25 protein-coding genes are annotated in these 22,329 nt (G+C 52.1%); 14 read left to right on the top strand and 11 right to left on the bottom strand.

Features of this window, described 5'->3' with window-relative positions; all coding sequences use genetic code 11:
• Nucleotides 1–52: 52 nt before the first annotated feature.
• The 6 genes from AXE65_RS00200 to AXE65_RS00175 are packed head-to-tail and all read left to right on the top strand — an operon-like array spanning nt 53 to nt 6,152.
• The gene (locus tag AXE65_RS00200) at nt 53–331 is read left to right on the top strand and encodes a CopG family ribbon-helix-helix protein (RefSeq protein ID WP_068386301.1); all 279 of its coding nucleotides are present in this window, start codon (nt 53–55) and stop codon (nt 329–331) included.
• Nucleotides 319–615 carry a type II toxin-antitoxin system RelE/ParE family toxin gene (locus AXE65_RS00195; RefSeq protein ID WP_068386298.1) on the top strand — a complete coding sequence of 99 codons (297 nt, stop codon included), beginning with the start codon at nt 319–321 and terminating at the stop codon, nt 613–615. Before AXE65_RS00200 ends, AXE65_RS00195 begins: the two co-directional genes overlap by 13 nt.
• Nucleotides 616–656: 41 nt before the next feature.
• Nucleotides 657–1,571, top strand: coding sequence for an AAA family ATPase (locus tag AXE65_RS00190; RefSeq protein ID WP_068386379.1), 915 nt, complete (start codon nt 657–659; stop codon nt 1,569–1,571).
• Nucleotides 1,568–2,506: a DUF58 domain-containing protein gene (locus AXE65_RS00185; RefSeq protein WP_068386295.1), complete on the top strand. Its 939-nt coding sequence runs from the start codon at nt 1,568–1,570 to the stop codon at nt 2,504–2,506. The genes AXE65_RS00190 and AXE65_RS00185 overlap by 4 nt, the downstream gene beginning before the upstream one ends.
• A complete protein-coding gene (locus tag AXE65_RS00180) occupies nt 2,503–4,521 on the top strand; it encodes a transglutaminase TgpA family protein (protein WP_068386292.1) in 2,019 nt (672 codons plus the stop codon). Before AXE65_RS00185 ends, AXE65_RS00180 begins: the two co-directional genes overlap by 4 nt.
• Before the next feature lie 2 nt (nt 4,522–4,523).
• A complete protein-coding gene (locus tag AXE65_RS00175) occupies nt 4,524–6,152 on the top strand; it encodes an NAD+ synthase (RefSeq protein ID WP_068386289.1) in 1,629 nt (542 codons plus the stop codon).
• Between the two features lie 45 nt (nt 6,153–6,197).
• On the opposite strand, the gene imm9 (AXE65_RS00170) is transcribed toward AXE65_RS00175, so the two are convergent.
• From imm9 (AXE65_RS00170) to imm9 (AXE65_RS00150), 5 genes are all read right to left on the bottom strand, one after another.
• A complete protein-coding gene (gene imm9 / locus AXE65_RS00170; protein ID WP_068386287.1) occupies nt 6,198–6,737 on the bottom strand; it encodes an Imm9 family immunity protein in 540 nt (179 codons plus the stop codon).
• A gap of 83 nt (nt 6,738–6,820) precedes the next feature.
• Complete coding sequence (gene imm9, locus AXE65_RS00165; RefSeq protein ID WP_068386284.1) at nt 6,821–7,303, bottom strand: Imm9 family immunity protein; 483 nt, start codon at nt 7,301–7,303, stop codon at nt 6,821–6,823.
• 23 nt (nt 7,304–7,326) lie between these two features.
• Nucleotides 7,327–8,928, bottom strand: a complete 1,602-nt coding sequence (gene imm9 / locus AXE65_RS00160) for an Imm9 family immunity protein (protein WP_068386281.1) — start codon at nt 8,926–8,928, stop codon at nt 7,327–7,329.
• A gap of 155 nt (nt 8,929–9,083) precedes the next feature.
• Nucleotides 9,084–9,569, bottom strand: coding sequence for an Imm9 family immunity protein (gene imm9, locus AXE65_RS00155; protein WP_068386278.1), 486 nt, complete (start codon nt 9,567–9,569; stop codon nt 9,084–9,086).
• Between the two features lie 88 nt (nt 9,570–9,657).
• The gene (gene imm9, locus AXE65_RS00150) at nt 9,658–11,304 is read right to left on the bottom strand and encodes an Imm9 family immunity protein (RefSeq protein ID WP_068386274.1); all 1,647 of its coding nucleotides are present in this window, start codon (nt 11,302–11,304) and stop codon (nt 9,658–9,660) included.
• 181 nt (nt 11,305–11,485) lie between these two features.
• On the opposite strand from imm9 (AXE65_RS00150), the gene AXE65_RS00145 reads away from it, so the two are divergent.
• From AXE65_RS00145 to vapC, 3 genes are all read left to right on the top strand, one after another.
• Nucleotides 11,486–11,668, top strand: coding sequence for a hypothetical protein (locus AXE65_RS00145; protein ID WP_068386271.1), 183 nt, complete (start codon nt 11,486–11,488; stop codon nt 11,666–11,668).
• A gap of 159 nt (nt 11,669–11,827) precedes the next feature.
• A complete protein-coding gene (vapB, locus tag AXE65_RS00140; protein WP_068386268.1) occupies nt 11,828–12,058 on the top strand; it encodes a type II toxin-antitoxin system VapB family antitoxin in 231 nt (76 codons plus the stop codon).
• A 1-nt stretch (nt 12,059) separates the two neighbouring features.
• Nucleotides 12,060–12,461: a type II toxin-antitoxin system tRNA(fMet)-specific endonuclease VapC gene (gene vapC / locus AXE65_RS00135; RefSeq protein ID WP_068386265.1), complete on the top strand. Its 402-nt coding sequence runs from the start codon at nt 12,060–12,062 to the stop codon at nt 12,459–12,461.
• A gap of 5 nt (nt 12,462–12,466) precedes the next feature.
• Here the strand turns inward: vapC and AXE65_RS14250 are convergent, their stop codons facing one another.
• From AXE65_RS14250 to AXE65_RS00120, 4 genes are all read right to left on the bottom strand, one after another.
• Nucleotides 12,467–12,589 (bottom strand): hypothetical protein, encoded by a 123-nt coding sequence (locus AXE65_RS14250; RefSeq protein WP_275574846.1) that lies wholly within the window; start codon nt 12,587–12,589, stop codon nt 12,467–12,469.
• A 158-nt stretch (nt 12,590–12,747) separates the two neighbouring features.
• Nucleotides 12,748–14,859: a DNA helicase RecQ gene (gene recQ / locus AXE65_RS00130; protein ID WP_068386261.1), complete on the bottom strand. Its 2,112-nt coding sequence runs from the start codon at nt 14,857–14,859 to the stop codon at nt 12,748–12,750.
• A 6-nt stretch (nt 14,860–14,865) separates the two neighbouring features.
• Nucleotides 14,866–15,744, bottom strand: coding sequence for a DUF6685 family protein (locus tag AXE65_RS00125; RefSeq protein ID WP_153015342.1), 879 nt, complete (start codon nt 15,742–15,744; stop codon nt 14,866–14,868).
• A 60-nt stretch (nt 15,745–15,804) separates the two neighbouring features.
• The gene (locus AXE65_RS00120) at nt 15,805–17,265 is read right to left on the bottom strand and encodes a TrkH family potassium uptake protein (RefSeq protein ID WP_068386256.1); all 1,461 of its coding nucleotides are present in this window, start codon (nt 17,263–17,265) and stop codon (nt 15,805–15,807) included.
• A 151-nt stretch (nt 17,266–17,416) separates the two neighbouring features.
• Between AXE65_RS00120 and AXE65_RS00115 the strand changes: the two genes are divergently transcribed.
• Nucleotides 17,417–17,977 carry a nitroreductase family protein gene (locus AXE65_RS00115; protein ID WP_068386254.1) on the top strand — a complete coding sequence of 187 codons (561 nt, stop codon included), beginning with the start codon at nt 17,417–17,419 and terminating at the stop codon, nt 17,975–17,977.
• 267 nt (nt 17,978–18,244) lie between these two features.
• Here AXE65_RS00115 and AXE65_RS00110 read toward each other — a convergent pair whose 3' ends face one another.
• Nucleotides 18,245–18,535 carry a YciI family protein gene (locus AXE65_RS00110; RefSeq protein ID WP_068386250.1) on the bottom strand — a complete coding sequence of 97 codons (291 nt, stop codon included), beginning with the start codon at nt 18,533–18,535 and terminating at the stop codon, nt 18,245–18,247.
• 3 nt (nt 18,536–18,538) lie between these two features.
• A complete protein-coding gene (locus AXE65_RS00105; RefSeq protein WP_068386247.1) occupies nt 18,539–19,135 on the bottom strand; it encodes a septation protein A in 597 nt (198 codons plus the stop codon).
• 66 nt (nt 19,136–19,201) lie between these two features.
• Here AXE65_RS00105 and AXE65_RS00100 point away from each other — a divergent pair, with 66 nt between their 5' ends.
• Genes AXE65_RS00100 through scpB form a run of 4 tightly spaced genes read left to right on the top strand, consistent with a single transcriptional unit; the run spans nt 19,202 to nt 22,146 of the window.
• A complete protein-coding gene (locus tag AXE65_RS00100; protein ID WP_068386241.1) occupies nt 19,202–20,086 on the top strand; it encodes a PHP domain-containing protein in 885 nt (294 codons plus the stop codon).
• Entirely contained in the window at nt 20,083–20,709 is a 627-nt protein-coding gene (locus tag AXE65_RS00095) for an L-threonylcarbamoyladenylate synthase (RefSeq protein ID WP_068386239.1), read from the top strand. The genes AXE65_RS00100 and AXE65_RS00095 overlap by 4 nt, the downstream gene beginning before the upstream one ends.
• Entirely contained in the window at nt 20,702–21,469 is a 768-nt protein-coding gene (locus tag AXE65_RS00090) for a segregation and condensation protein A (protein WP_068386236.1), read from the top strand. Before AXE65_RS00095 ends, AXE65_RS00090 begins: the two co-directional genes overlap by 8 nt.
• A complete protein-coding gene (scpB, locus tag AXE65_RS00085) occupies nt 21,466–22,146 on the top strand; it encodes an SMC-Scp complex subunit ScpB (RefSeq protein ID WP_068386233.1) in 681 nt (226 codons plus the stop codon). The genes AXE65_RS00090 and scpB overlap by 4 nt, the downstream gene beginning before the upstream one ends.
• Nucleotides 22,147–22,329: the final 183 nt, after the last annotated feature.

Here is a 22,329-nt window from a genome sequence, read left to right as displayed (position 1 = left end):
GCAGCCGTGTTTTTTATCACTGCATGCGTTCGTTCTAAGGGGAGACGGGATTATGGTCAACGTAGCCGCAGTCAAACTGGAAGAAGACACCAAAGAGTTGTTGGAGTTGTTGTCAAATACCAGAAAGCGCAGCGTCAACTGGATGATTCGTGAAGCCATCCGTGAATACGCGCAGCGCGAAGGGGAAAAAGAAAAATTAAGGCAAGAAGCGCTCAAGGCCTGGATGGATTACAGTGTCAGTGATTTGCACTTAACTCATGCCGAAGCCGATGCCTGGCTTGCCGGATTGGAAGCAGGAGAGCCTGTGGAGATACCTAAATGTCACGTCTGATATGGACGCGCAGCGCCTTGCTGGGTATCAAACGTTGTCATGATTTTCTGCAAGAAAAAAACCCGGATGCGGCCAGACGTGCCATCAAACTGATACGCGGTGGCATCCATACCATCGCCAGTTACCCGGAAGCAGGCAGGCCGATTGAGGAGATGGAGGCCGAATACCGAAAATGGGTTATCCCTTATATCGGCCGTGCCTTTGTCGTGGTTTACCGTTACAAAAATGGCGTTGTGCAGATTTTATTGGTCAAGCAATACTTAAAATTGGAATTTATTTTGTAGTCGCCGCTTTACTTGTTTAAGTAAAGCGGCAGGGAATGATTATGCAAAACCTGCTTGATAACTGTCTTAAAACCGCTGGCAAGGTGATTTTGGGTAAAGAAACCGAAATTCGCCTGTCACTGACCTGCCTGCTCGCGCGCGGGCATTTATTGCTCGAAGACCAACCCGGCATGGGCAAGACCATTCTTGCCCATACCCTTGCTCGGGTGCTGGGGCTTTCTTTTGCGCGGATACAGTTCACTTCCGATTTATTGCCCGGCGATATTTTGGGTACTTCCGTATTCGATAAAAACAGCGGCCAGTTTGTCTTTCACGACGGGCCGATTTTTACCGAACTGCTGCTCGCCGATGAAATCAACCGCGCCACACCAAAAAGCCAAAGTGCGCTGCTTGAGGCGATGGAAGAAGGTCAAGTCACCATTGAAGGCGCAACCCGCCCGCTGCCACAGCCCTTTTTTGTGATCGCCACACAAAACCCGACCCATCAGGGCGGCACTTTCCCGCTACCGGAATCGCAGCTCGACCGCTTTTTAATGCGCCTGTCCTTGGGCTACCCGTCGCTTGCCGTGGAAAAATCCCTGCTGCTGGGTCAATCTCGCCGTGATTTGCTGGAAGACATACAGCCACTGCTCAATCATCAACAACTGGCCGCCTTGCAAGATGCCGTACAAAAAGTGCGCGCCAGCGAAGCGCTGATTGATTACCTGCTGCGCCTCGTTACCGCGACGCGCAGTCACCCGCAATTTGCGCTGGGATTATCCCCGCGCAGCGCCTTGGCACTGCTCGCTGCCGCACGTGGCTGGGCGTTTCTCGCCGGCCGCGACTACCTTATTCCAGAAGACGTACAAGCCGTACTGCCCGCAGTCACCGCACATCGCCTGCGCGATAGCGCCGCCGTGCATGGGCAAAGCGGCGCATTGGTGCAGTGGCTGCTGCGCGAAGTACCGGTACTGTGAAGGCGCGTTTGCGCCATTGGCTTAACGGCAGAAGCCCCCAAGGCGCACAAATCACGCTGTCGCAACGCTGTATTTTTGTCCTGCCGAGCCGCTTTGCACTGGCATTTTTGCTGACATTGCTGCTGATTTTGCTAGTCGGCATCAATTACCAGCACAGCCTTGCTTATGGGCTGGTCTTTTTGCTGCTGTCGTTGTTTTTTATCACCCTGCTGCACAGCTTTCGAAACTTAAGCGGTCTAACGATCAGTGCCGAAGCCAACCCGCCCGTATTTGCCGGTGGCCTGGTGAGTTTTCGTGTACGCCTTTTGAGCCATAAACGCGCCCATCAAGCCATTCGCATTGGCTTTGATAAAAACACCCTGCAACTATTGGACGTACCCGCCGCGGGCAGCATCCGACTGGAACTGGAATATCCGGCCGATCAGCGCGGCTGGCTTAAGCCAGAGCCTCTGCTGATAGAAAGCCTGTTCCCGCTCGGGCTTTGGCGGGTTTGGAGCCATGTCCGCCTGGAGCAGCGTGTACTGGTCTATCCACGCCCGCTGGCTGGCGATTGCCCACTATCCACTGGCAGCGCCGATAGCGAGGGCGAGCAGCAAGCCGCGGGCATCGGGGTGGATGATTTCCAAGGGCTGCGCGACTGGCAGCCCGGTCACTCGCTGGCACGTATTCACTGGAAAGCCTTCTCGCGCGGCGGCGAATTATTGGTTAAAGAATTTAGCGCGCTGCAAGGCGCACAGCCTTGGCTGGATTTTTCCGCGCTGCAAGGCGACCACGAAACGCGCCTGTCACTGCTCTGCCATCAAGTGCTTAAGCGCTGTGATAGCACAGAGCCTTTTGGCCTGCGCCTGCCGGATCAAGACATCCCTGCCGGCCACGGTGACAGTCACCGCGCCATCTGCCTGCAAGCACTCGCCCTGTATGGGAGAGCGCCATGAAATCCCAAATCGATGACAGCCTAAGCCGTAGCGGCCTGTTCTGGCTGTTATTTGCACAAGCGCTGGTGATTGCCCCGCATGGCTCGCATATCCCACTGTGGACGCTGTTTCTCTGGCTGGGCTGCGCCTGCTGGCGGATACAGATTTACCGCATGCGTGCACGCTTACCGGGACGCACCCTGCGCCTTGCGCTGGTCGTTCTTATTGGCTTTAGCGTGTATTTATCACGCGATACGCTGATTGGCCTGAATGCCGCCGCCTTGCTGCTGGTCGCCACTTTTTTTATCAAACTGCTGGAACTGAACAGCCGCCGTGACGCACAGGTATTGATCTTGCTCGGCTTTTTTGTACTGGTGACGGCTTGGCTGTTTGAAGATGGTCTTCTTTTCACGCTCTACAGCCTGTTGCCCTTGCTGGCACTGCTGGCGGCGCTCTGTGGTTTGCAGCACCCACGTTTTTCTGCCAAACCTTGGCAGGCACTCAAACTATGCAGCCTGATGCTGGCGCAGGCGCTGCCGTTGATGCTGCTTTTGTTTGTGTTCTTCCCAAGGTTTTCCCCACTTTGGGTACTGCCGATGGCAGGCGGTAAAGGGCTAACCGGACTTTCCAACAGCATGGACGTGAGCGATATTGCCGAACTTGCGCTGTCCGATGAGCTGGTTTTTCGCGCCCGTTTTAACGATGGCCTGCCACCGCCGCAACCGCTTTTGTACTGGCGCGCCCTTACGCTTGACAACTTCGACGGCAAGCGCTGGTCGCAGTCACGTTTTGCCGCTTCCTCGCGGCAAGTGCCGCCTTGGCAGCCCAAAGGCTCGCGTATTGACTACCAGATGACCTTGCAGCCCTCTTACCAGAATTGGCTGCCGATGCTCGAACTGGGTCAAATCCACCTGCCACAACTGCGCCAAACGGCTGATTTTCGCGTGGAATACCCCAACCTTATCGACCGCCCACTGCACTACCGTGCCAGCAGTTGGCCGTACGCAGAAAGGCACGCCGACAACGAACGCGCCCTTGACATCAGCCGACGCCTGCCAAAAGACGGCAATCCGCGCAGCCGCGCCTTGGCCGAAGCCTTGCGCAAGACACACGCAAGCGATACCGAGGCCTTAGTGAACGACCTGCTCGCTCGCTTTAAACAAGCGCCCTACCGCTACACGCTAACGCCGGAAGCCTTAAGCAAAGACAGCATCGACAGCTTTTTATTCGACACACAAAATGGCTTTTGCGCCCACTACGCCGGGGCGAGCGTCTTTGTGCTGCGTGCTGCCGGTATAGCTGCACGGATGGTCAGCGGCTATCAGGGCGGCGAATGGAACGAAGTCGCCGGCTTTTTACAGGTACGTCAGTACGATGCGCATGCCTGGGTCGAATACTGGCACGAACAAAAAGGCTGGCGGCGCATTGACCCCACCTTTGCGGTAGCCCCCGAGCGGATTGAGCGTGGCCTTGAAGCCGCACTTGCGGGCGAAACCTTGCCGCAAGGCAGTGGCATTGCCGCCTCGCAGCGCTACCGCTCGATTGCCTGGCTTAATCAACTGCGCCTGCTCGCAGAAGACTTGCAATACGACTGGCAGCTTTGGGTGCTGGGCTATCGAAACGAACAACGACTGGAACTGCTAAGCCGTCTTGACAGAACAGCCCTGCTGGCGATCGGCGGCGCTTTTGCACTGTTTTTGGCGATGCTGGTGCTTGCCTTGTTCAAGCCTTGGCAAGGGCGAAAAAACACCTGCCAGCGTGCCTTTATCCGTTTTGAGCAGCTACTCGCCGCACAGGGTGTTAAGCGCGCGCAAGGCGAAGCGCCGCGCCATTTTGCCACTCGCGCAGCCGCCGCCCTGCCCGCAGCCGCAAGGCCAATAGCCGACTTTATTGACACTTATGAAGCCCATCAGTACGCCGCCAAGCCGCTCAATACCGCCCGCCTTAAGCGCAGCCTTAAAACCTTGCGCGGTGCCTTGGCAGGCGTGCGCCGCAAAGTTAAGGTGCAACCTTTGCCCGCTTTAAACAGGAACTGATCATGCAATCCCATCTGCGCGTTGTGATGGCTCAACTTAATTTTGTGGTCGCCGATATTGCAGGCAATACCGAACGGGTGATTACAGCGGCAAAGATCGCGCGTGACCAATATCAGGCGGATCTGATTGTTTTCCCTGAACTTACATTAACCGGCTATCCGCCAGAAGACTTGCTGCTGCGCCCGGCCATGCAAACGCGCATTGAACAATCCACCCGGCGCCTGCTCGCTGAAGTTCGCGGGATAACACTCATCCTTGGTTATCCGCAGGCAACCGAAGATAAGCGTTATAACTGTGCAGCGATTATTCAAGGCGAGGCGTTTTTTAGCCGCTACTACAAACAATATCTGCCGAACGAGCAGGTATTTGATGAACAGCGCTATTTCAATGCAGGCGAGCAGCCTTGCACTTTTGCCGTAAAAGGCATCCCACTGTCGATCGCGATCTGCGAAGACCTCTGGCACAACAAGCCGATGCAACAAGCGAGGGACAGCGGAGCCAAACTACTGCTCACGCTAAACGCCTCGCCCTTTCATATCGGCAAACAACTCGAACGCGAACAATTGCTAAAACAACGCGCACAGCAAGGCGATATGCCGATTGTCTACTGCAATCTGATCGGCGCACAGGACGAACTGGTGTTTGACGGCGGCAGTTGTCTGGTCGATAGCGATGGCACGCTTTGCTATCGAGCGCCCGCTTTTAGCGAAGGCTTGCACGTGCTGGATTTTGCCTGGAACGGACAAAGACTGATCCCCAAACCCGCTGAAATCGCCCCGCTGCCCTCTGAGGCGGCCAGTATCTATCAAGCCTTGGTACTGGGTCTGCGCGACTATGTGCAAAAAAATGGCTTTAACGGCGTACTGCTGGGCTTATCCGGCGGTATTGATTCGGCGCTGGTACTGGCACTGGCGGTCGATGCGCTGGGCGCAGACCAAGTTCAGGCAGTGATGATGCCCTACCACTACACCTCCTCCATCAGCTTGGAAGATGCTGAGGCAACAGCTCGCGCTGCCGGCGTGAATTATCAGGTCATCCCGATTGCATCGATGGTCGAGGCGTTCCAGCAGGGCTTGCAGCCGCTATTTGAAGGTCTTGCCAAGGACACTACCGAAGAAAACCTGCAAGCGCGTTGCCGTGGCACGCTGTTGATGGCGCTATCGAACAAAAGCGGCAAACTGCTGCTTACCACCGGCAATAAAAGTGAAATGGCGGTTGGCTACGCTACGCTCTACGGCGATATGGCAGGCGGCTTTGCGCCGATTAAAGATGTGGCGAAAACCCGCGTATTTGAATTGTGCCGCTATCGCAACAGCCTCTCGCCGATTATCCCGCAGCGCACTATTGACCGTCCGCCCTCAGCGGAACTCGCCCCCGGGCAAAAAGACGAAGACTCGCTGCCGCCCTACCCCATCCTCGATGCCATCCTTGAGCGCTATATTGAGCAAGACCAAAGCGCCGCCGATATTGTCCTGGCGGGTTTTGAGGCCGAAACGGTGCGCCACGTACTGCAACGGGTCGACCTCAGCGAATACAAACGCCGCCAAGCCGCCATCGGCACCCGCATCACTAAACGCGCCTTCGGCAAAGACCGCCGCTATCCGCTCTCTTGCCGCTGGCAGCTAGAATAAACCGCTTGCCACAATAGTCATGCAGGGAGAGTCATGTGCGATTCACTATAAATCTTGAAATTTTATTTTCTTCCCGCCCAAAGTAAAACCTTTGCTGAAGGCTAAGTCTATCGCCTTGATTGCTGAGGCAAGAGCATATTGTTCAAGTTTGACATATTGATTATAGCCCGGATCCAAAAGACGGAAGCGCGTACTTTTTCCTGCAACTTCCATAACAGGTTTGCGCCTGGGTATCCCTGAACTATAAGGGCGAAGACTTCCATTTTCGACAGGCGGTATGCCATAAGGTGCCTGCGTATTATCGGGGATGGGGATGGCAATTAAAATGACGTACTCTTTATATTTAAATGAATCATATGGCCCTGATTCAAGCCGTCTTATTTTTTTATCAATTCCAATGAAGTTTGCGCATCTAAAATCAATGTCGAAAACCAGCTTCCATCCCGCGAAGTCTTCAATGTTTATTCTTGGCAAGATCGACTTGGCATGGATCTTTATTTTTTCGTCAACAAAGTCCATGTCAGCAAAATCACAAAGCGCGGTGACGTCAAACCGCGTGTGTATCTTTATGTGTTCATGTTCCATTACAGATTCCCTTATTTTTACACTTTAGCAAAAATCCCCTCGCCCTTGAAAGACGATATTAGGGGAGAGTCATGTGCGAGCAGCTATAAATCTTGAAATTTTACTTTCTTCGCACCACAAGTAAAACCTTTGGCAAGGCCATAGTCTATCGCCTTGATTGCTGACGCAAGAATATATTGCTCAAGACTGAAATATTTATCATACTCAGGATCCAAAGCATAGAAGTGGTTACTGTCTACTGGACGAAAACAGCCAACTCTTCCATTTGTGCCAGACAGCATGCCATACCGCGCTTGCGTATTATCAGGGATGGGGATGGCAATTGAAATGACGTATTCCCGATCTGAAGGATACCACCAAAATTTTTTATAAATCGCAATAAGGTCAGTGCAGAAGGAATTAATGTCGAAAGTCAGCCTCCAACCTGATAGGTCTTCAATGTCTATTTCTGGCAAAATAGACTCAATATAAGCATTTATTTCTTTGCCAATTGAGTCCATGACAACAAAATCATCAAGCCCGGGGACGTTAATCGACATGAGTGCACTTACTTGTTTATGTTTCATTACGGATTCCCTTATTTTTACGCTTAAGCAAAAATCCCCTCGTCTCTGAAAGACGATATGAAGGGAGAGTTATGTGCGAGCCGCCATAATTTTTGAAATTTTATTTTTTTCCCATCACAATCGAAACCATTTTTGAAACCAAAGTCTATCGCCTTTATTGCTGAGGCAACAATATATTGTTCAAGATCATCGTATTGATCATACTCAGGATCCAGAAGATGCGAGCAGTTGCTGCTTGCTGGATGAAAACAGCCAATTTTTCCATCTTCGCCGGGCGGCATGCCATAAGCCGCTTGCGTATTATCGGGGATGGGGATGGCAATCGAAATCCCGTATTCTTTAAATGAAGGATAGCATTTAAATTCTTTATCAATTCCAACGAAGTCTGTGCACAGGTAATCAGTGATTAAAGATAGCCGCCATCCCGCCGACAGGTCTTCAATGTTGATTCTTGGCAAAATAGACTCAACATAAGCATTTATTTTTTTGTTGATTGAATTGATGTCGGCAAAATGACGCAGCCTTTGGACTGCAATCGGCATGCTGCTCCTTACTTGCTTATATTTTATTACGAAATTCCTGCCAAGGGTGGGTAATTCTGAAGCATAGGATCTTGAAAATTTTATTTCTTTCCCATCACGGGGGAAACCTTTGTTGAGGCCAAAGTCTATCGCCTTGATTGCTGATTCAATAATATATTGCTCAAGATTGACATATTGATCATACTCAGGATCCAAAGCATAGAAGTGGTCGCTTTCTACTGGAAGAAAACAGCCACTTCTTCCATTTTCGCCAGGCGGCATGCCATAAGCCGCTTGCGTATTATCGGGGAGGGGGATGGCAATTGGAATGATATATTCTTTACCGTGTGCATTTGTCCACATTTTTTTATAAACTGCAATGGAGTCTATGCAGAAGGCATTAATGCGGAAAATCAGCCCCCATCCCCATAGGTCTTCAGTGTTTATTCTTTCCGGAACAGAATCAAGATAAGTATTTATTTTTTCGTTGATTGAATTGATGTCAACAAAATTACCAAGCCTGGGGACTTCAATCGCCATGCGCACCCTTGCCTGTTTATATTTTATTACATCCTCCCGATGCGCGGGGATTAATGCGGGAGTCTCTATAAATCTTGAAAATTTTATTTCTTTCCCATCAGAATATAAACCTTTGCTGAGGACAAAGTCTATCGCCTTGATTGCTGACAAAAGAATATATTGTTCAAGATTGACATATTGATCATACTCAGGTTCCAAAAGATGGTAGAGACCGATATCTTTTCGATAGAATCGGCCAATTTTCCCATCTTCGTCAAGCGGCATGCCATAAGGCGCTTGCGTCTCATCGGGAATGGGGATGTCAATTGAAATCCCGTATATTTTATCTTCAGTCTTCTGATAAAATTTTTTATAAACTGCAATGCGGTCTGTGCATTCGCAATCAATAAATAAGTCTAGCTTCCATCCCTCCGCCAGGCCTTCAATGTCTATTCTTGGCAAAATAGACTCAACATAATTTTCTATTTTTTTGCCAATTGAATCCAGGTCAGCAAAATTACGAACCCCATAGACCCCATGGTGTTCATCTTCCCTCATGCGGACCATTACTTGTTTATTTTCCATTACGTATTCCCTATATGATAGAACAGTGACATTAACGGTTTGAAGGATAAGCGGATGGCCGATGCGCTTTTGCTGCGGCTGCCATTTTTATAGCTTTACCCCAAAAAACCCTCATCGCTGAAAGGCGATATGAGGGGATATTCACGTGCGAGTCATTATAAATCTTGAAATTTTATTTTTTTCCGATAAAAAGTGAAACCTTGGCTAAAGCCAAGGTCTATCGCCTTGATTGTTGCCGCAAGAACATATTGGTCAAGACTGACATATTGATCATACTCAGGTTCCGCAAGATGCCAGATCTTTTCTATTGCCGGATGAAAAGAGCCAATACTTCCATCATCGATAGGCGGTATGCCATAAGGCGCTTGCCTATTATCGGGGATGGGGATGTACATTGAAATTTCGCACTCTTTATCTAAAGAACACCGTGTAAATTGTTTATCAATTGCAATGAAGTCTGTGCATCGGTAATAAATGAAGAAAGCCAGGCTCCATCCCGACAGGTCTTCAGTGTTTATTCTTGGAAAAATGGACTCAAAATAAGTATTTATTTCTTTTTCAATTGAGTACATGTCAGCATAAGGATAAAGCCCAGTGATTTCATGAGTCCGCGTGTGGAATTTGAATCGTTCGTATTTCATTACGTACTCCATTATTTTTTACGATTTACCAAAAAATCCCCTCGCCGCCGAAAGGCCATATGAGGGGAGAGTCATGTGCGGGCAGCCATCAATCTTGAAATTTTATTTTCCCCCCATCACAATCGAAACCTTTGCTGAAGCCAAAATCTATCGCCTTGATTACTGACGCAACCATATATTGTTCAAGACTGACATATTGCTCATACTCAGGATCCAGGACATGGGAGTAGTTGCTTCTTGCTGGACGAAAACAGCCAATTTTTACATCTCTGTCAGGCAGTATGCCATAAGGCGCTTGCGTATTGTCGGGGATGGGGATGACAATCGAAATCCCGCATTCTTTAACCGAAGGATACCATTTGAATTTTTCATCAATCCCAATAAAGTCTGTGCACAGGTAATCAGTGAGTAAAAACAGCCTCCAGCCAGGCAAATCTTCAATGTTTATTCTTGGCAAAATAGACTCGACATAAGCGTCTATTTTTTCGCCAACTGACTCCATGTCAGCAAAATGACCAAGCCTTTGGACTTCAATCGACATGCGGGCCCTTACTTGCTGATATTTTAGTACGACTTGACTGCGAGAAAGGGGAAATGCGGGATTAATAATCGCAGATAATCCTCTAAAGCTTATTTCCTTGCCAATAACGAAACCTTTGCTGAGGCCAAAGTCTATCGCCTTTATTACTGACTCAATAATATATTGTTCAAGATTGTCATATTGATCATACTCAGGATCCAAAGGATAGAAGTGGTTGCTTTCTACTGGACGAAAAGAGCCAGTTTTTCCATCTTCACCAGGCAGCATGCCATAAGCCGCTTGCGTATTATCGGGGAGCGGGATGGCAATTGGAATGATGTATTCTTTTTCTGCAGAATCCCTCGAAAGTTTTTTATAAACCGCAATAAGGTCTACGCAGAAGTGATTAACGTGAAAAACAAGCATCCACCCCGACAGGCATTCAATGTTTATGCTTGGCGCAATAGACTCAACATAAGCATTTAGTTTGTTGTTGATTGAATCGATGTCAACAACATCATCAAGCCCGGGGAGCTCAATCTCCATGCGCACCCTTGCTTGTTTATATTTTATTGCGTTCCCCCTATCCGCGGGGATCAGTATGGGAGCGTCTATCAATCTTGAAAAGATTATTTCCTTCCCGGCACAAGTGAAACCTTTGCTGAAGCCAAAGTCTATCGCCTTGATTGCTGAAACAAGAATATATTGTTCAAGACCGGAATATTGATCATACTCAGGATCCAAAAGATGGCAGTCGGTGCCGCTTGCTGGAGAAAAATCTCCAATTTTCCAACTTTCGTAAGGCCACATGCCATAAGGCGCTTGCGTATTATCGGGAATGGGGATGATAATTGAAGCTTCGTATTTTTTTGAAAACAGGCGCTCTGTTTCTGTAGAATGCTTATTGGATTCCATGTCATCATCACAAGATTCCATGTCATCACCACAGTCATCACCACAAATTGGGCATTGTGTTTCTGTAGAATCCCCCTTGGATTCCCCGATATTATTATCAATCACAATGAAGTCTGTGCATTGGAAATTAACAATTAAATCCAGCCCCCATCCCGCCAGGCCTTCAGTGTTGATTCTTGGCAAAATAGACTCAATATGAGCATTTAGTTTTTTTTCAATTGATTTTCTGTCGATAAACAAATAAAGATTATCGACTCCACCACATCTCGACACACAGGCCATTACTTGTTTAGCTTTCATTTTTATATCTCCTTACTTGTTTATATTTCATTGCGGGTAGTGTTCTCAAAAGTAAGATGGCAGCACCTAACAAATAGGCAAAGAGGTGGATTTTGTAATTTTGTGTTGTCATAAAAAACACAAAACCATGATAGAAGTCAACTCCCGTAGTGTGCCCATATGGTTGGTGTGATAGTGGCAAATGCGCTGGTCAGCGCCTGTTGACGCGGTGCAAAGCGCTAGCCATCTGCTGGCGCAGCTTTTTGTGCAGCGGCAGGATGTGGACGTGCCAGATAAAGGGATCGTAAGCGTAGCACCAGTGGGCGGCTTTGCCTTTTTGCTGGTTGTCGTGTTCGGTATAGACGGCGGCAAGCCCTGGTCGTAGTGCTGGATTTGCCGTTTACCGCTGTGTTTGGTGGCACAGTACCGATGATTGATGTGAGCGCCTATGCTGAATGGTTGTAGCCAGTGAAACTGGTATATCCTACTGACATATCCTTGGCTATCGCCCACACTCCACATCAACAGCTCGCAGAGGTGCATCATGGAACAGGCCAGCGTATTCAAAAGCAACAAAAGCCAGGCCGTCCGGCTGCCCAAGGCAGTAGCACTGCCTGATTCGGTCAAAAAAGTTGACATCATCCCATTGGGTACTGCCCGCCTCATTGTTCCAGCGGACACCGCGTGGGATTCGTGGTTTGATGCGCAAGGCGTCAGCGACGATTTTATGCAGACTCGCAATCAACCCATGCCGCAGGTGCGGGAAGGTTTTTAGCATGCTCAAGTACATGCTGGATACCGACATTGCCATTTACGTCATCAAGAATCGCCCCGCTGCCGCGCGTGCGCAATTTCAACAGCAGCAAGGGCGATTGTGCGTATCCTCTGTCACCGTAATGGAACTCATGTATGGGGCAGAAAAATCCGCACAACCGGAGCGAAATTTGCGTGATATTGAAGGATTTACCAGACGGCTGTCTGTATTGGATTATGACGAGAAAGCCGCGTTTCATACTGCACAGATTCGCGCAGAATTGGAAAAATCAGGAACGCCCATCGGTGCATACGACCAAATGATCGCCGGGCACGCACGCTCTTGTGGGTTGATTGTGGTGACCAACAATATTCGGGAGTTTCAACGAGTATCAGGAATACGAATAGAGAATTGGGCGCAGTGAAGTCTTCAAGCAACACTCAAAATACATTGTTGTGTAGAAGCTATTTTTCTAATTAAAAATACGTCAACAAAATTACGAAGCCCAATGACTTCAATCGACATGCTGACCCTTACTTGTTTATGTTTCATTTTTATATCTCCTTACTTATTTATATTTCATTACGGGCAGTATTATCAAAAGCAGGATAGCAGTGATTAGTTTTAATGCATAACAAGCAGACAAAAGGCAAGTTAAACGATTGAAGCGAATAAACGGATAATCAAGCACACGGGCTATGGCGGAACGGTTAGCCCGCCAGTTCCGCTTGCAGCGCCGAGCGGATGCAGTGCAACACGCCTTCCGGCACTTGTTCAGCAAAATGGGGCGCAAGGGTGGAGACGGCAGGCAGTTCACCGTCACCTTCGAGAAAGGCATCTTGTATCGCCTCCAATAAAGCAGGCGTTACCCCTAGCACTTGTAAGGTTAATTGCTGCTTGCCGATGGCCTCGCTGAGCAACCGCCACAGTGTTTTTTCGCTGCATTTAAGTTGTTCGGCGATTTGTCCGGGCGGCATGCCCTGTTCGGCTAAGCGGATAAGTTCAGAGCGCAAGTCAATGGTCACTTCTCCGCCATTGAGCACTTGTAAAAACGCCTGCCCGTAGCGCTCTAACTTGTGTGCGCCGACGCCTGAAATCAGCGCCATCTGGCTAAGCGTTTTGGGTCTTTGTTCCAGCATGTCGATCAAGGTGGCATCGTGGAAGATGACATAGGGCGGCACGCCGTGTTCGTCGGCCAGTTGTTTGCGCAGGCGGCGCAGTTTGTCCCAATCGGCTTGCTGCTGCGGTTGTATCAGGGCATGGTGGCGGCTGTCGGTATGCCGTTTTTTATCGGCATTTTCACGGCGCAGTGCCAAGCTAACCTCGCCGCGCAGTAATGGGCGGCAGTCTTCGGTCAAGCGCAGTCCGCCGTAGCCGCTGTCGTCAATATCCACCAAGCCTTTAACGACTAATTGGCGAAACAGCGAGCGCCACTGTTCATCAGAAAGCGCCTTGCCAATACCAAATACTGAGAGCTTGTCGTGTCCGGCGTTTTTGACTTTTTCGCTGCGGCTGCCGCGCAGTACTTCAATCAAATGATTGGCACCGTAGCGCGAGCCGCTGCGGTAGACGGCAGACAAGGCTTGCCGCGCGGCTTCGGTGGCATCGAAGGTTTGCGGCGGCTCAAGGCAGTTATCGCAGTGTCCGCAAGGTTTGGCCAGTTGTTCATCGAAATAGGCCAGCAGCGCTTGGCGACGGCAGCCGACCATCTCGCACAATCCCAACATGGCATTTAACTTGTGCTGTTCAAGGCGTTTGTGCGCTTCGCTGCCTTCGGATTGTTGCAGTCGTTCTTTGAGGAAAATCACGTCACTCAAGCCGTAGGCCATCCAGGCATCAGCGGGCAGGCCGTCACGTCCAGCGCGACCGGTTTCCTGATAGTAGGCTTCGAGGGATTTGGGCAAATCCAGATGCGCGACAAAGCGCACATTGGGTTTGTCGATACCCATGCCAAAGGCAATGGTCGCCACCATAATCAGCCCGTCTTCGGCTAAGAAACGCCGCTGATTGGCCGCGCGCACGTCGCTTTCCAATCCGGCGTGATAAGGCAGTGCAGGGTAGCCTGCTTTGACCAGCATTTCGGCGGTGTTTTCCACTTTTTTGCGCGATAGGCAATAAACGATACCCGCCTCGCCCTTGCGCCCTTTGAGAAAATCCAGCAACTGCTGGGCGGATTTGGTTTTCGGCACAATGCGGTAAAAGATATTCGGACGGTCAAAACTCGCCACAAATCGCTGTGGGTTATTCAGTTGCAGGCGAGTGGCGATTTCCTCACGCGTGCGCTTATCGGCGGTCGCCGTCAATGCGATACGCGGCACGTGCTTAAAGTACTGCGCAAGCGGGCCAAGCTGTAAATATTCCGGCCTAAAATCATGCCCCCACTGCGAAACGCAGTGCGCCTCGTCAATGGCTATCAGCGCAATCTCAAGCGATTGCAAAAAGCTCAGCATGCGCGGCTGAACCAGCCGCTCCGGTGCCAAATAGAGGAGTTTGATCGTCCCCTCGCGTAGCCGCTTGGCAATCTCGCGCTGCTGCTCGGCGCTTTGTGTGGAATTAAGCGCTACCGCCGATACGCCGAGTTCATCCAGTGCGGCGATTTGGTCAGCCATTAGCGCAATCAGCGGCGAAACCACCACGGCAAGACCATCACGTAGTAGCGCGGGAAGCTGATAACAAAGCGATTTGCCACCACCGGTTGGCATTAACACCAGCGCGTCTTGCCCGGCCAGCAAGCAATCAATAATTGCCTGCTGCTGCCCGCGAAACTGTTCGTAACCAAAAACCGCTTTAAGCGTGCGTAAGGCCGCGCTGGGCTTAGACATGGTCAATCAGTCAATGGACGCTTGTGCGGCAACCCACTTGGCAAGCCACTCTACAGCATCAAAAGCGCCGGCCTTGAGCAGTCCCAAGCCCAGTGCATTGCTGCGCCTTCGCGTGCGGGGCAACAGCAGGACTTCTTGATAGTCTGGATGCAGCTTGGTAAGTCGTGCATAAGGGATATGGTTTTCCAGCAGTAGATGCATAAATCCCGCGCTAGTCCATGCCTGTGGCGGCATCCACAGCGCGTGATACTGCTCTTGGAATGCGCATAATCCCGCTTGATTAAGTCGATAGCGCGTCACTTGTGCGGGCAGGCTGACGGAAAGTCCACGCACCCGCGCATAAACCACGGCACAAGCCAAGGCTTCACGTTGTCGTTCGCCCGCCCAAAACAGCCGTCCGCCCAGCCAGTCAGCCGTCAATAAGCGGGTGCTTTCACCCGCCAGAAAGCGTGGCAATGCCAAGCTGATAACGCGCTCAAAGTCCTGATAGCTGAGGATGCGAAAACGGCGGCATGGATGACTTGCGACCAAGTCCTCCAGATGCGCAAATGGCTCGCCTGGCGAGCCGGCCAGTCCGTCAATCTTGCGCAGTTCAAGGCTTGCATAGGTTTCATGGGTTTCATCGACCAATCTCGCCAGTGCGCGATGAGCCGCCGCTTTGTCCTCTTGTACCGGGCCGGATAAAGCACCACGCGGCAAACTGGCAAGACAGGTCAAGCCCGTTTGCGGCCACCAAACACTGGGGGAAAGCGGCGGGGGTGGGGTAAATGGCAAGCGCAAAAGAGCCGCGCGTTGATAAATTTGCCGTAGGCGATAATCGCTAAAACCCAGCAGACTACCAACACTGCCCAACAAATGGGTAAATCTGGGGACGGAGCCGCTCAAAACGATACCAAAGTCCTAAAAAACAAACTAAAAAAGAGGCAGCATTCTGCCAGAAAACAATCAATGCCGCCAAAACGTAGGCGATAGTAATACCAGCACGGTAATCACTTCCAACCGCCCGATTAACATACCGGCACACAGCAGCCATTTAGCGGCCACTGGCAGGCTGGCGTAGTTGCCGGAAGGGCCGACCAGTTCCCCCAGACCTGCGCCTACGCCAGAAACACAAGCCGCCGCGGCAGACAACGCGGCCAGCCAGTCAACCCCCAGCAGCGCCAACCCCAGCGCAATCACCGCAATGCAGATGCTGAAAAAAAACGAGAAAGCCAAAATGGAGCGAACGATTTCTTCATCCACTGGCTGGCCGTTGTAATGCTGCGGGATCACGGCGTTGGGGTGAATCAGTTGGCGCAAATTGGCTTTCAGCAAAATCAAGGCCACCTGAAAACGGAAAATCTTGATGCCACCGGAAGTAGACCCCGAGCAGCCACCGACAAAGCCCAAGTAAAAAAACAGCATCAGCGCAAAACCGCCCCACAGGCTGTAATCGCCCAACGAAAAACCTGTTGTAGTCACCACCGAAGTGACATTGAGCGCGACATGGCGCAGCGCATCCGTCCACGGCAGATTGCGCGTTAGCCCGTACCACAAGCCAAGCACCAGCCAACTGGCGAGCAGCAACCCGAACAGGCCGCGTACCTGCTGGTCTTTTAGCAACGCAAGAAGCCGTCCGCGCAGCGTTGCCACATAGAGGGCAAACGGCAGGCTGCCCAAAATCATCACCACTACCGCAACCCAATGCACGGCAGGCGCTGTCCAATGCGCCAGCGACTGGTCCGAGGTGGAAAAGCCACCGGTGGCAATCGCCGACATGGCGTGGTTAATGGCATCGAACGGACGCATGCCAGCTAAATAAAAAGCCAGCATAGCCAACAGCGTCAGTACGCTGTAAATGCCAACGATGTACTGCGCCACCCGATACGAGCGCGGCAGCGGCTTATCCGAGCGATCCGAGGATTCGGTCTGGAACAGGCGCATGCCGCCGATACGCAGCATCGGCAAAATGGCGACCGCCATGCCGATAAAGCCAATCCCGCCCAGCCAATGCAGCAGCGAGCGCCAGAGCAAAATACCGGGCGATACGCTATCAAGATTGGAAAGCACCGTCGCACCGGTGGTAGTAATACCGGACATGCTCTCGAAAAACGCATCAGTAAAGTCAAGCTCAAGCGCGTCTGCAAAACAAAACGGCAAAGCCGCAAACAGACCCACGCAAAGCCAACTGCTGACGGTCAAAAAATACAAATCGCGCGGACGCAGCTTGACCCCTTTCGGGCGGCCAGGCAGGGTAAGTGCAAGCCCGGCCGAAAGCGTGATAAGACCCGCATGGAAAAAACCCGCGAGTTCCGTCCAGCGTTCAAACCACAAAAGGCAGCCTATCGGCACCAGCAAGCTCGCCGCCAGCGCGAGCAAAAAAATGCCGATAACAAATCCTATCAGCCGCAAAATCGGCAAAGGCATAACAGCGCTCACGCCCGCTAAAAGCTCGCCATTCTAACTGTGCCGCAGGCTTAAGGCACATGCGACACACCCTCTCCCCTGCCCGGGCGCTTTCTCTCGCTCGCATGCGGGAGAGGCTATGATGCGCGGGTCTGTTTAACCGGAGATCACTATGGAAGCCTTGACTGCACTGCATGGGCGAGTATCGGAAAATCGTTTGACTGAGCCGCCGCCTACGCTGGCGCAGCGCGAAGCCTTGTTTCAGGCCGCATTGCATGTGCCGGATCACGGTTGGCTGCGGCCTTGGCGGTTTGTTTGTATTGAAGGGACAGCACGCGAACGGTTGGGGGATTTATTCGCCAAGGCACTGCTGCAAAAAGACCCGAACGCCAGCAGCGCAGTGCTTGCGCGCGCCCGCAGTGCGCCGTTGCGGGCACCGTTGCTGGTGGTGGTGATTGCCCGATTGCATTCGCCGCGCATGCCCGAAATCGAGCAACTGCTTTCAGCCGGTTGCGCGGCGCATGCCATTGTGCTGGCCGCGCATGCGCAAGGCATCGGCGCGATTTGGCGAACCGGCGAGCTGGCTTATGAAAGCGCTGTCATGCAGGGGCTTGGATTGGACGAACACGAGCGCATCGTCGGCTTTATTTATCTCGGCACCGTCATCGGTGAACGGCGCAGCCCAGCGCTACTCGATACAGCGGATTTTGTCAGCGATTGGACAGGCGCTTAGGGTCTGTTCCCGCTTCAAACGTGGCCGCGACGGAGCCAGATTTTGTGCGCAGCAAGGCGCGAGGAGAGAAATTTGCTCATGCAAATGAACGACGAGCAACACAGCGGCGCACAAAATCTGGCCCGTCCCTTCGGGCTGCGCCCAAAATTTCGCCATACGTTGTTGCAGCATTTGCCAAGGTTATACACATTGGCTGCATGCTGCGCCTAGTCTGGCGAAATTTTGAGCAGCAGCGCGGCTCGCGTTTGAAGCGGGAACAGACCCTATTTACGGCAGCCGTTTAAGAAAAGGCCGCACCTTGGCCTTGGCGTAAACCCCAGCGACAAAGTAGGGGTCGGCATTTATCCAGTCTTGCGCGGCTTGCTGCGAGTCAAATTCAGCGACGATCAAGCTGCCGCAGGCGGGCGCTTCACTACTGTCGCCCGATTGCAAGGGGCCTGCCATGATCAGGCGGCCTTGGTTTTTTAATTGCAAAAGGCGTTCAATATGTGCCGGCTGGGCCGCGAGGCGTTTTTCACTGGAATCAGCCGCATCCAGTGCGGCAATGGCATAGAGCATGGATTATTCCTTGTTTTTTTCGAGTGAAACTGGCGCACCTTTCATATGGCGGGCGAGGAAGACACCTTGACCCAGCAGAAACACTAAGGTCATGGCGAGGCTGCCGAAGACTTTAAAGTCCACCCAGATGCTGTCAAAGGTAAAGGCCACGAACAGATTGGCCGCGCCACTAATCAAGAAAAATAGCACCCAAGCCATATTAAGCCGCAACCAAAGCGCTGCGGGCAGTTCGACCAGATGCCCCAACATGCGCTGGACGATGGGCTTGTCACCGATAAAAGCACTTAGGGCAAACGCGCTGGCAAACAGCCAATTGACGATGGGCGCTTTCCATTTCAAAAAGGTTTCATCGTGCAGCGCAAGGGTTAATCCGCCAAAGGCCAGGCAACCGATTAAGGTGAGCCACTGGCCTTTATCGAGCTTGCGATAACGGATAAACAAAGCGCCGTAGACCAGCAGGGAACTTGCAATCAATACCGCAGTGGCGCTGAATATCCCACCGAAAGTCAGTGATTGCCCCAATAGCTCTATGCTGCGCGGTTCGATTTTGTAGACGATAAAAAACAAAATCAGCGGGATAAAATCCAACAGTTGTTTCACGAATAAACGACCTTTGCCAAGACAAGAGCACGCATAATAGCAAACCCTTATCCAGACCCAAGTTCCATGCCTTTGCATCCGTTTGATTTGCACTGTCACAGCACCGCCTCCGACGGCGCACTTGCGCCTGCCGCTGTGGTCGCGCGAGCGGCCGAGCGAGGGGTCAAGCTTTTGGCCTTAACCGACCATGACAGTACCGGCGGGCTGGCCGAGGCACGAGCGGCAGCGCAGTCTTTGGGCGTACAACTGGTGGACGGCGTGGAGCTTTCTTGCCTGTGGCGCGGGATGACGGTGCATCTACTGGGCTATGGCTTTGATGCCAACGCACCTTTATTTGCGCAGTGCTTGCAGGATTTGCAGCAAGGGCGCTGGCAACGCGCTGAAGAAATCGACCGCCGCCTTGCCGCTCGCGGCATGCCCGGGACTTTGCAAGGCGCTCGCGCCTGTCAAAAGGCACCGGCAGACAACGCTCCGGCGCGGCCGCATTTTGCCGATTACTTGGTACAACAAGGCTTTACCCGTGATCGCCGCGAGGCGTTCCATAAATGGCTGGGCGCGGGCAAAGTCTGCGATGTCAAGCAGCACTGGCCGCCTTTCGATGATGCAATGGCTGCACTGCACGCCGCCGGTGCCTGGATTAGTCTGGCGCACCCTTGTCACTATCCGTTAACACGCAGTAAGCGGCGCAGGCTGATTAGCGATTTTTGCGCGGCGGGCGGTCATGCGCTGGAAGTCGCATGCGGTATGCAAGGTGAACAGCAGCTTGGTACGCTCGCAGGTCTCGCCCGCGAATTTGGCCTGCTGGCAAGCGCCGGCAGTGATTTTCACGCGTCGCTCGATTACTGCGAATTAGGGCTGTACCGAACGCCTGCCGCCGATTTAACGCCGCTTTGGCCTTATCTTGCCGAGCGGCTGCCGGCAAAACCTCATATGCCATTGGAGGTCTCTTGAGCCAGTTTTTCCAAATCCATCCCGACAACCCGCAAGCAAGGCTCATTCATCAAGCGGCAGAAATGGTCCGCCAAGGGGGCTTGCTGATTTATCCCACCGATTCCTGCTACGCACTGGGTTGCCGCATTGGCGATAAAAACGCGCTGGAACGCATCCGCCGCCTGCGCCGTTTGGATGACAAGCATAATCTGACGCTTGCCTGCAGCGACCTGTCGCAATTGGGCGTGTTTGCCCGCGTGGATACCGCCGCTTTTCGTTTACTGAAAAACAACCTGCCCGGCCCGTACACCTTTATTCTTGCCGCTACCCGTGAAGTACCGCGTATTTTGCAACATCCCAAGCGCCGCACCATTGGTCTGCGCATCCCGGGCAATCCCATCGCACAGGCACTCTTGGCTGAACTGGGCGAGCCGATGTTTAGCACCAGCCTGATTTTGCCGGATGAACCGCTACCGCTTTTTGACCCTTACGAAATGCGGCAAATGCTGGAGCATCAAGTCGATTTAATTATCGACGGCGGTTACGGCAGCACCGAGGTTTCCAGCGTAATTGATTTAAGCGAAGGGCAGGCGCGACTACTGCGCATCGGCTGCGGCGACCCAGCACCTTTTGCTGATGATTGAAGCGCGTGTCTACGGCAAAGCACTCGCCGCACTGCCAGAGGATTTATACATTCCGCCGGATGCGCTGGAAGTTTTTCTCGAAGCCTTTGCCGGGCCGCTGGATTTACTGCTCTATTTAATCCGCAAGCAAAACATCGATATTTTGGATATACCGGTCGCCGAAATTACCCACCAGTACATGGCCTACGTCGAACTGATGCAGGCGGCGCGACTGGATTTGGCCGCCGAATATTTGGTCATGGCGGCGATGCTCGCGGAAATTAAATCGCGTCTGCTGCTGCCGCGCCCGCCGCCGGAAAACGACGAAGAAGACCCACGCGCCGAACTGATCCGCCGTCTGCAAGAGTACGAACAGTGCAAGCAAGCCGCCGAATTACTGGACGCACTGCCACGCCTTGAACGCGAGATTATCCTGGCGCAGCTGCCCGCTCCCGCTTTTGAGCGCCGCAAACGCCTGCCAGAGGTCACACTGGATACCTTGCTCGCGGCATTGGCTGAGGTCATCCAGCGTAGCGAACACTTAACCCATCACCAGATCAGCCGCGAGGCGCTGTCGGTGCGGCTGCGCATGAGCGAACTGTTGCAATGTTTACGCGGCGGCGCTTTTGTACCCTTTAACGAATTACTCAGTGCCAGCGAAGGCCGCTTGGGTTTGGTCGTCAGTTTTATGGCGCTGCTTGAATTGGTTAAAGAATCCTTGGTGGAACTGGTGCAAAATGCCGAGTTTTCCACCATTCATCTGCGCACAAAAAGCCAATGAACGAACCCTTGCCCGCCATTTTGGAAGCCCTTTTGCTGGCAAGCGATGAGCCGCTTTCGGCCGAAAAGCTGCGCGAATTATTTGATGAACAGGAACGACCAGAAGCGGCGCAAATCCGTGCGGCACTATTGCTGCTTGCTCAGTCGTGCGAAGGGCGCGGCGTTGAACTGGTGGAAGTCGCCCGTGGCTTTCGTCTGCAAATTCGCGCCTGTTTTGCGCCTTGGACGGCGCGCTTAACGGAAGAACGCGCCCCGCGTTATTCGCGTGCACTGCTGGAAACCCTCGCGCTGATTGCTTGGCGCGGCCCCATCACCCGTGGGGAAATTGAAGATATTCGCGGCGTGACAGTAAACAGTTCGATGATCAAAACCCTGCAAGAGCGGCAGTGGATTAGCGTGGTCGGCCAGCGTGACGTACCTGGCAAGCCGGAATTGCTCGCCACAACAAAAATTTTTCTCGACTACTTTGGCCTAAAAAGCCTAGCCGAATTGCCCCAAATGGACGTCCTGCCACCTCCGCCAATGCCAAGCCAAACTTGCATCATCAGCAAACCTTTGCCCAAAGAAGGCCATGAACGCAGTGAACTGTCCTTTAAAAGTCTGCTGACGGAACTCGACCAGATGGAGCAAAACCTCAAAACCGATTTTGAGGATTTATCCAGCAATGAATCCGATTAACCGCTGGAAAGCCTTTTCATCGACCTTCGCATCATTACAATGGTGCTCCATCCAAACAGCCGCTTAAGTCGCTGGCTGCGGCGGTCGTTTGCCAACCCCCGTTATCCCCTGTCTGCAACTACCTCGGCAACAACGGTACGATTTATGCTGAAAGGGGTTTTTCTGCCTTAAAAATTGACCTCA

Source organism: Ventosimonas gracilis, from assembly GCF_001580025.1.
Classification (GTDB): domain Bacteria; phylum Pseudomonadota; class Gammaproteobacteria; order Pseudomonadales; family Pseudomonadaceae; genus Ventosimonas; species Ventosimonas gracilis.
Note: the sequence above shows the minus strand (reverse complement) of the source record. Positions and strands in the feature narration are given on the sequence as shown.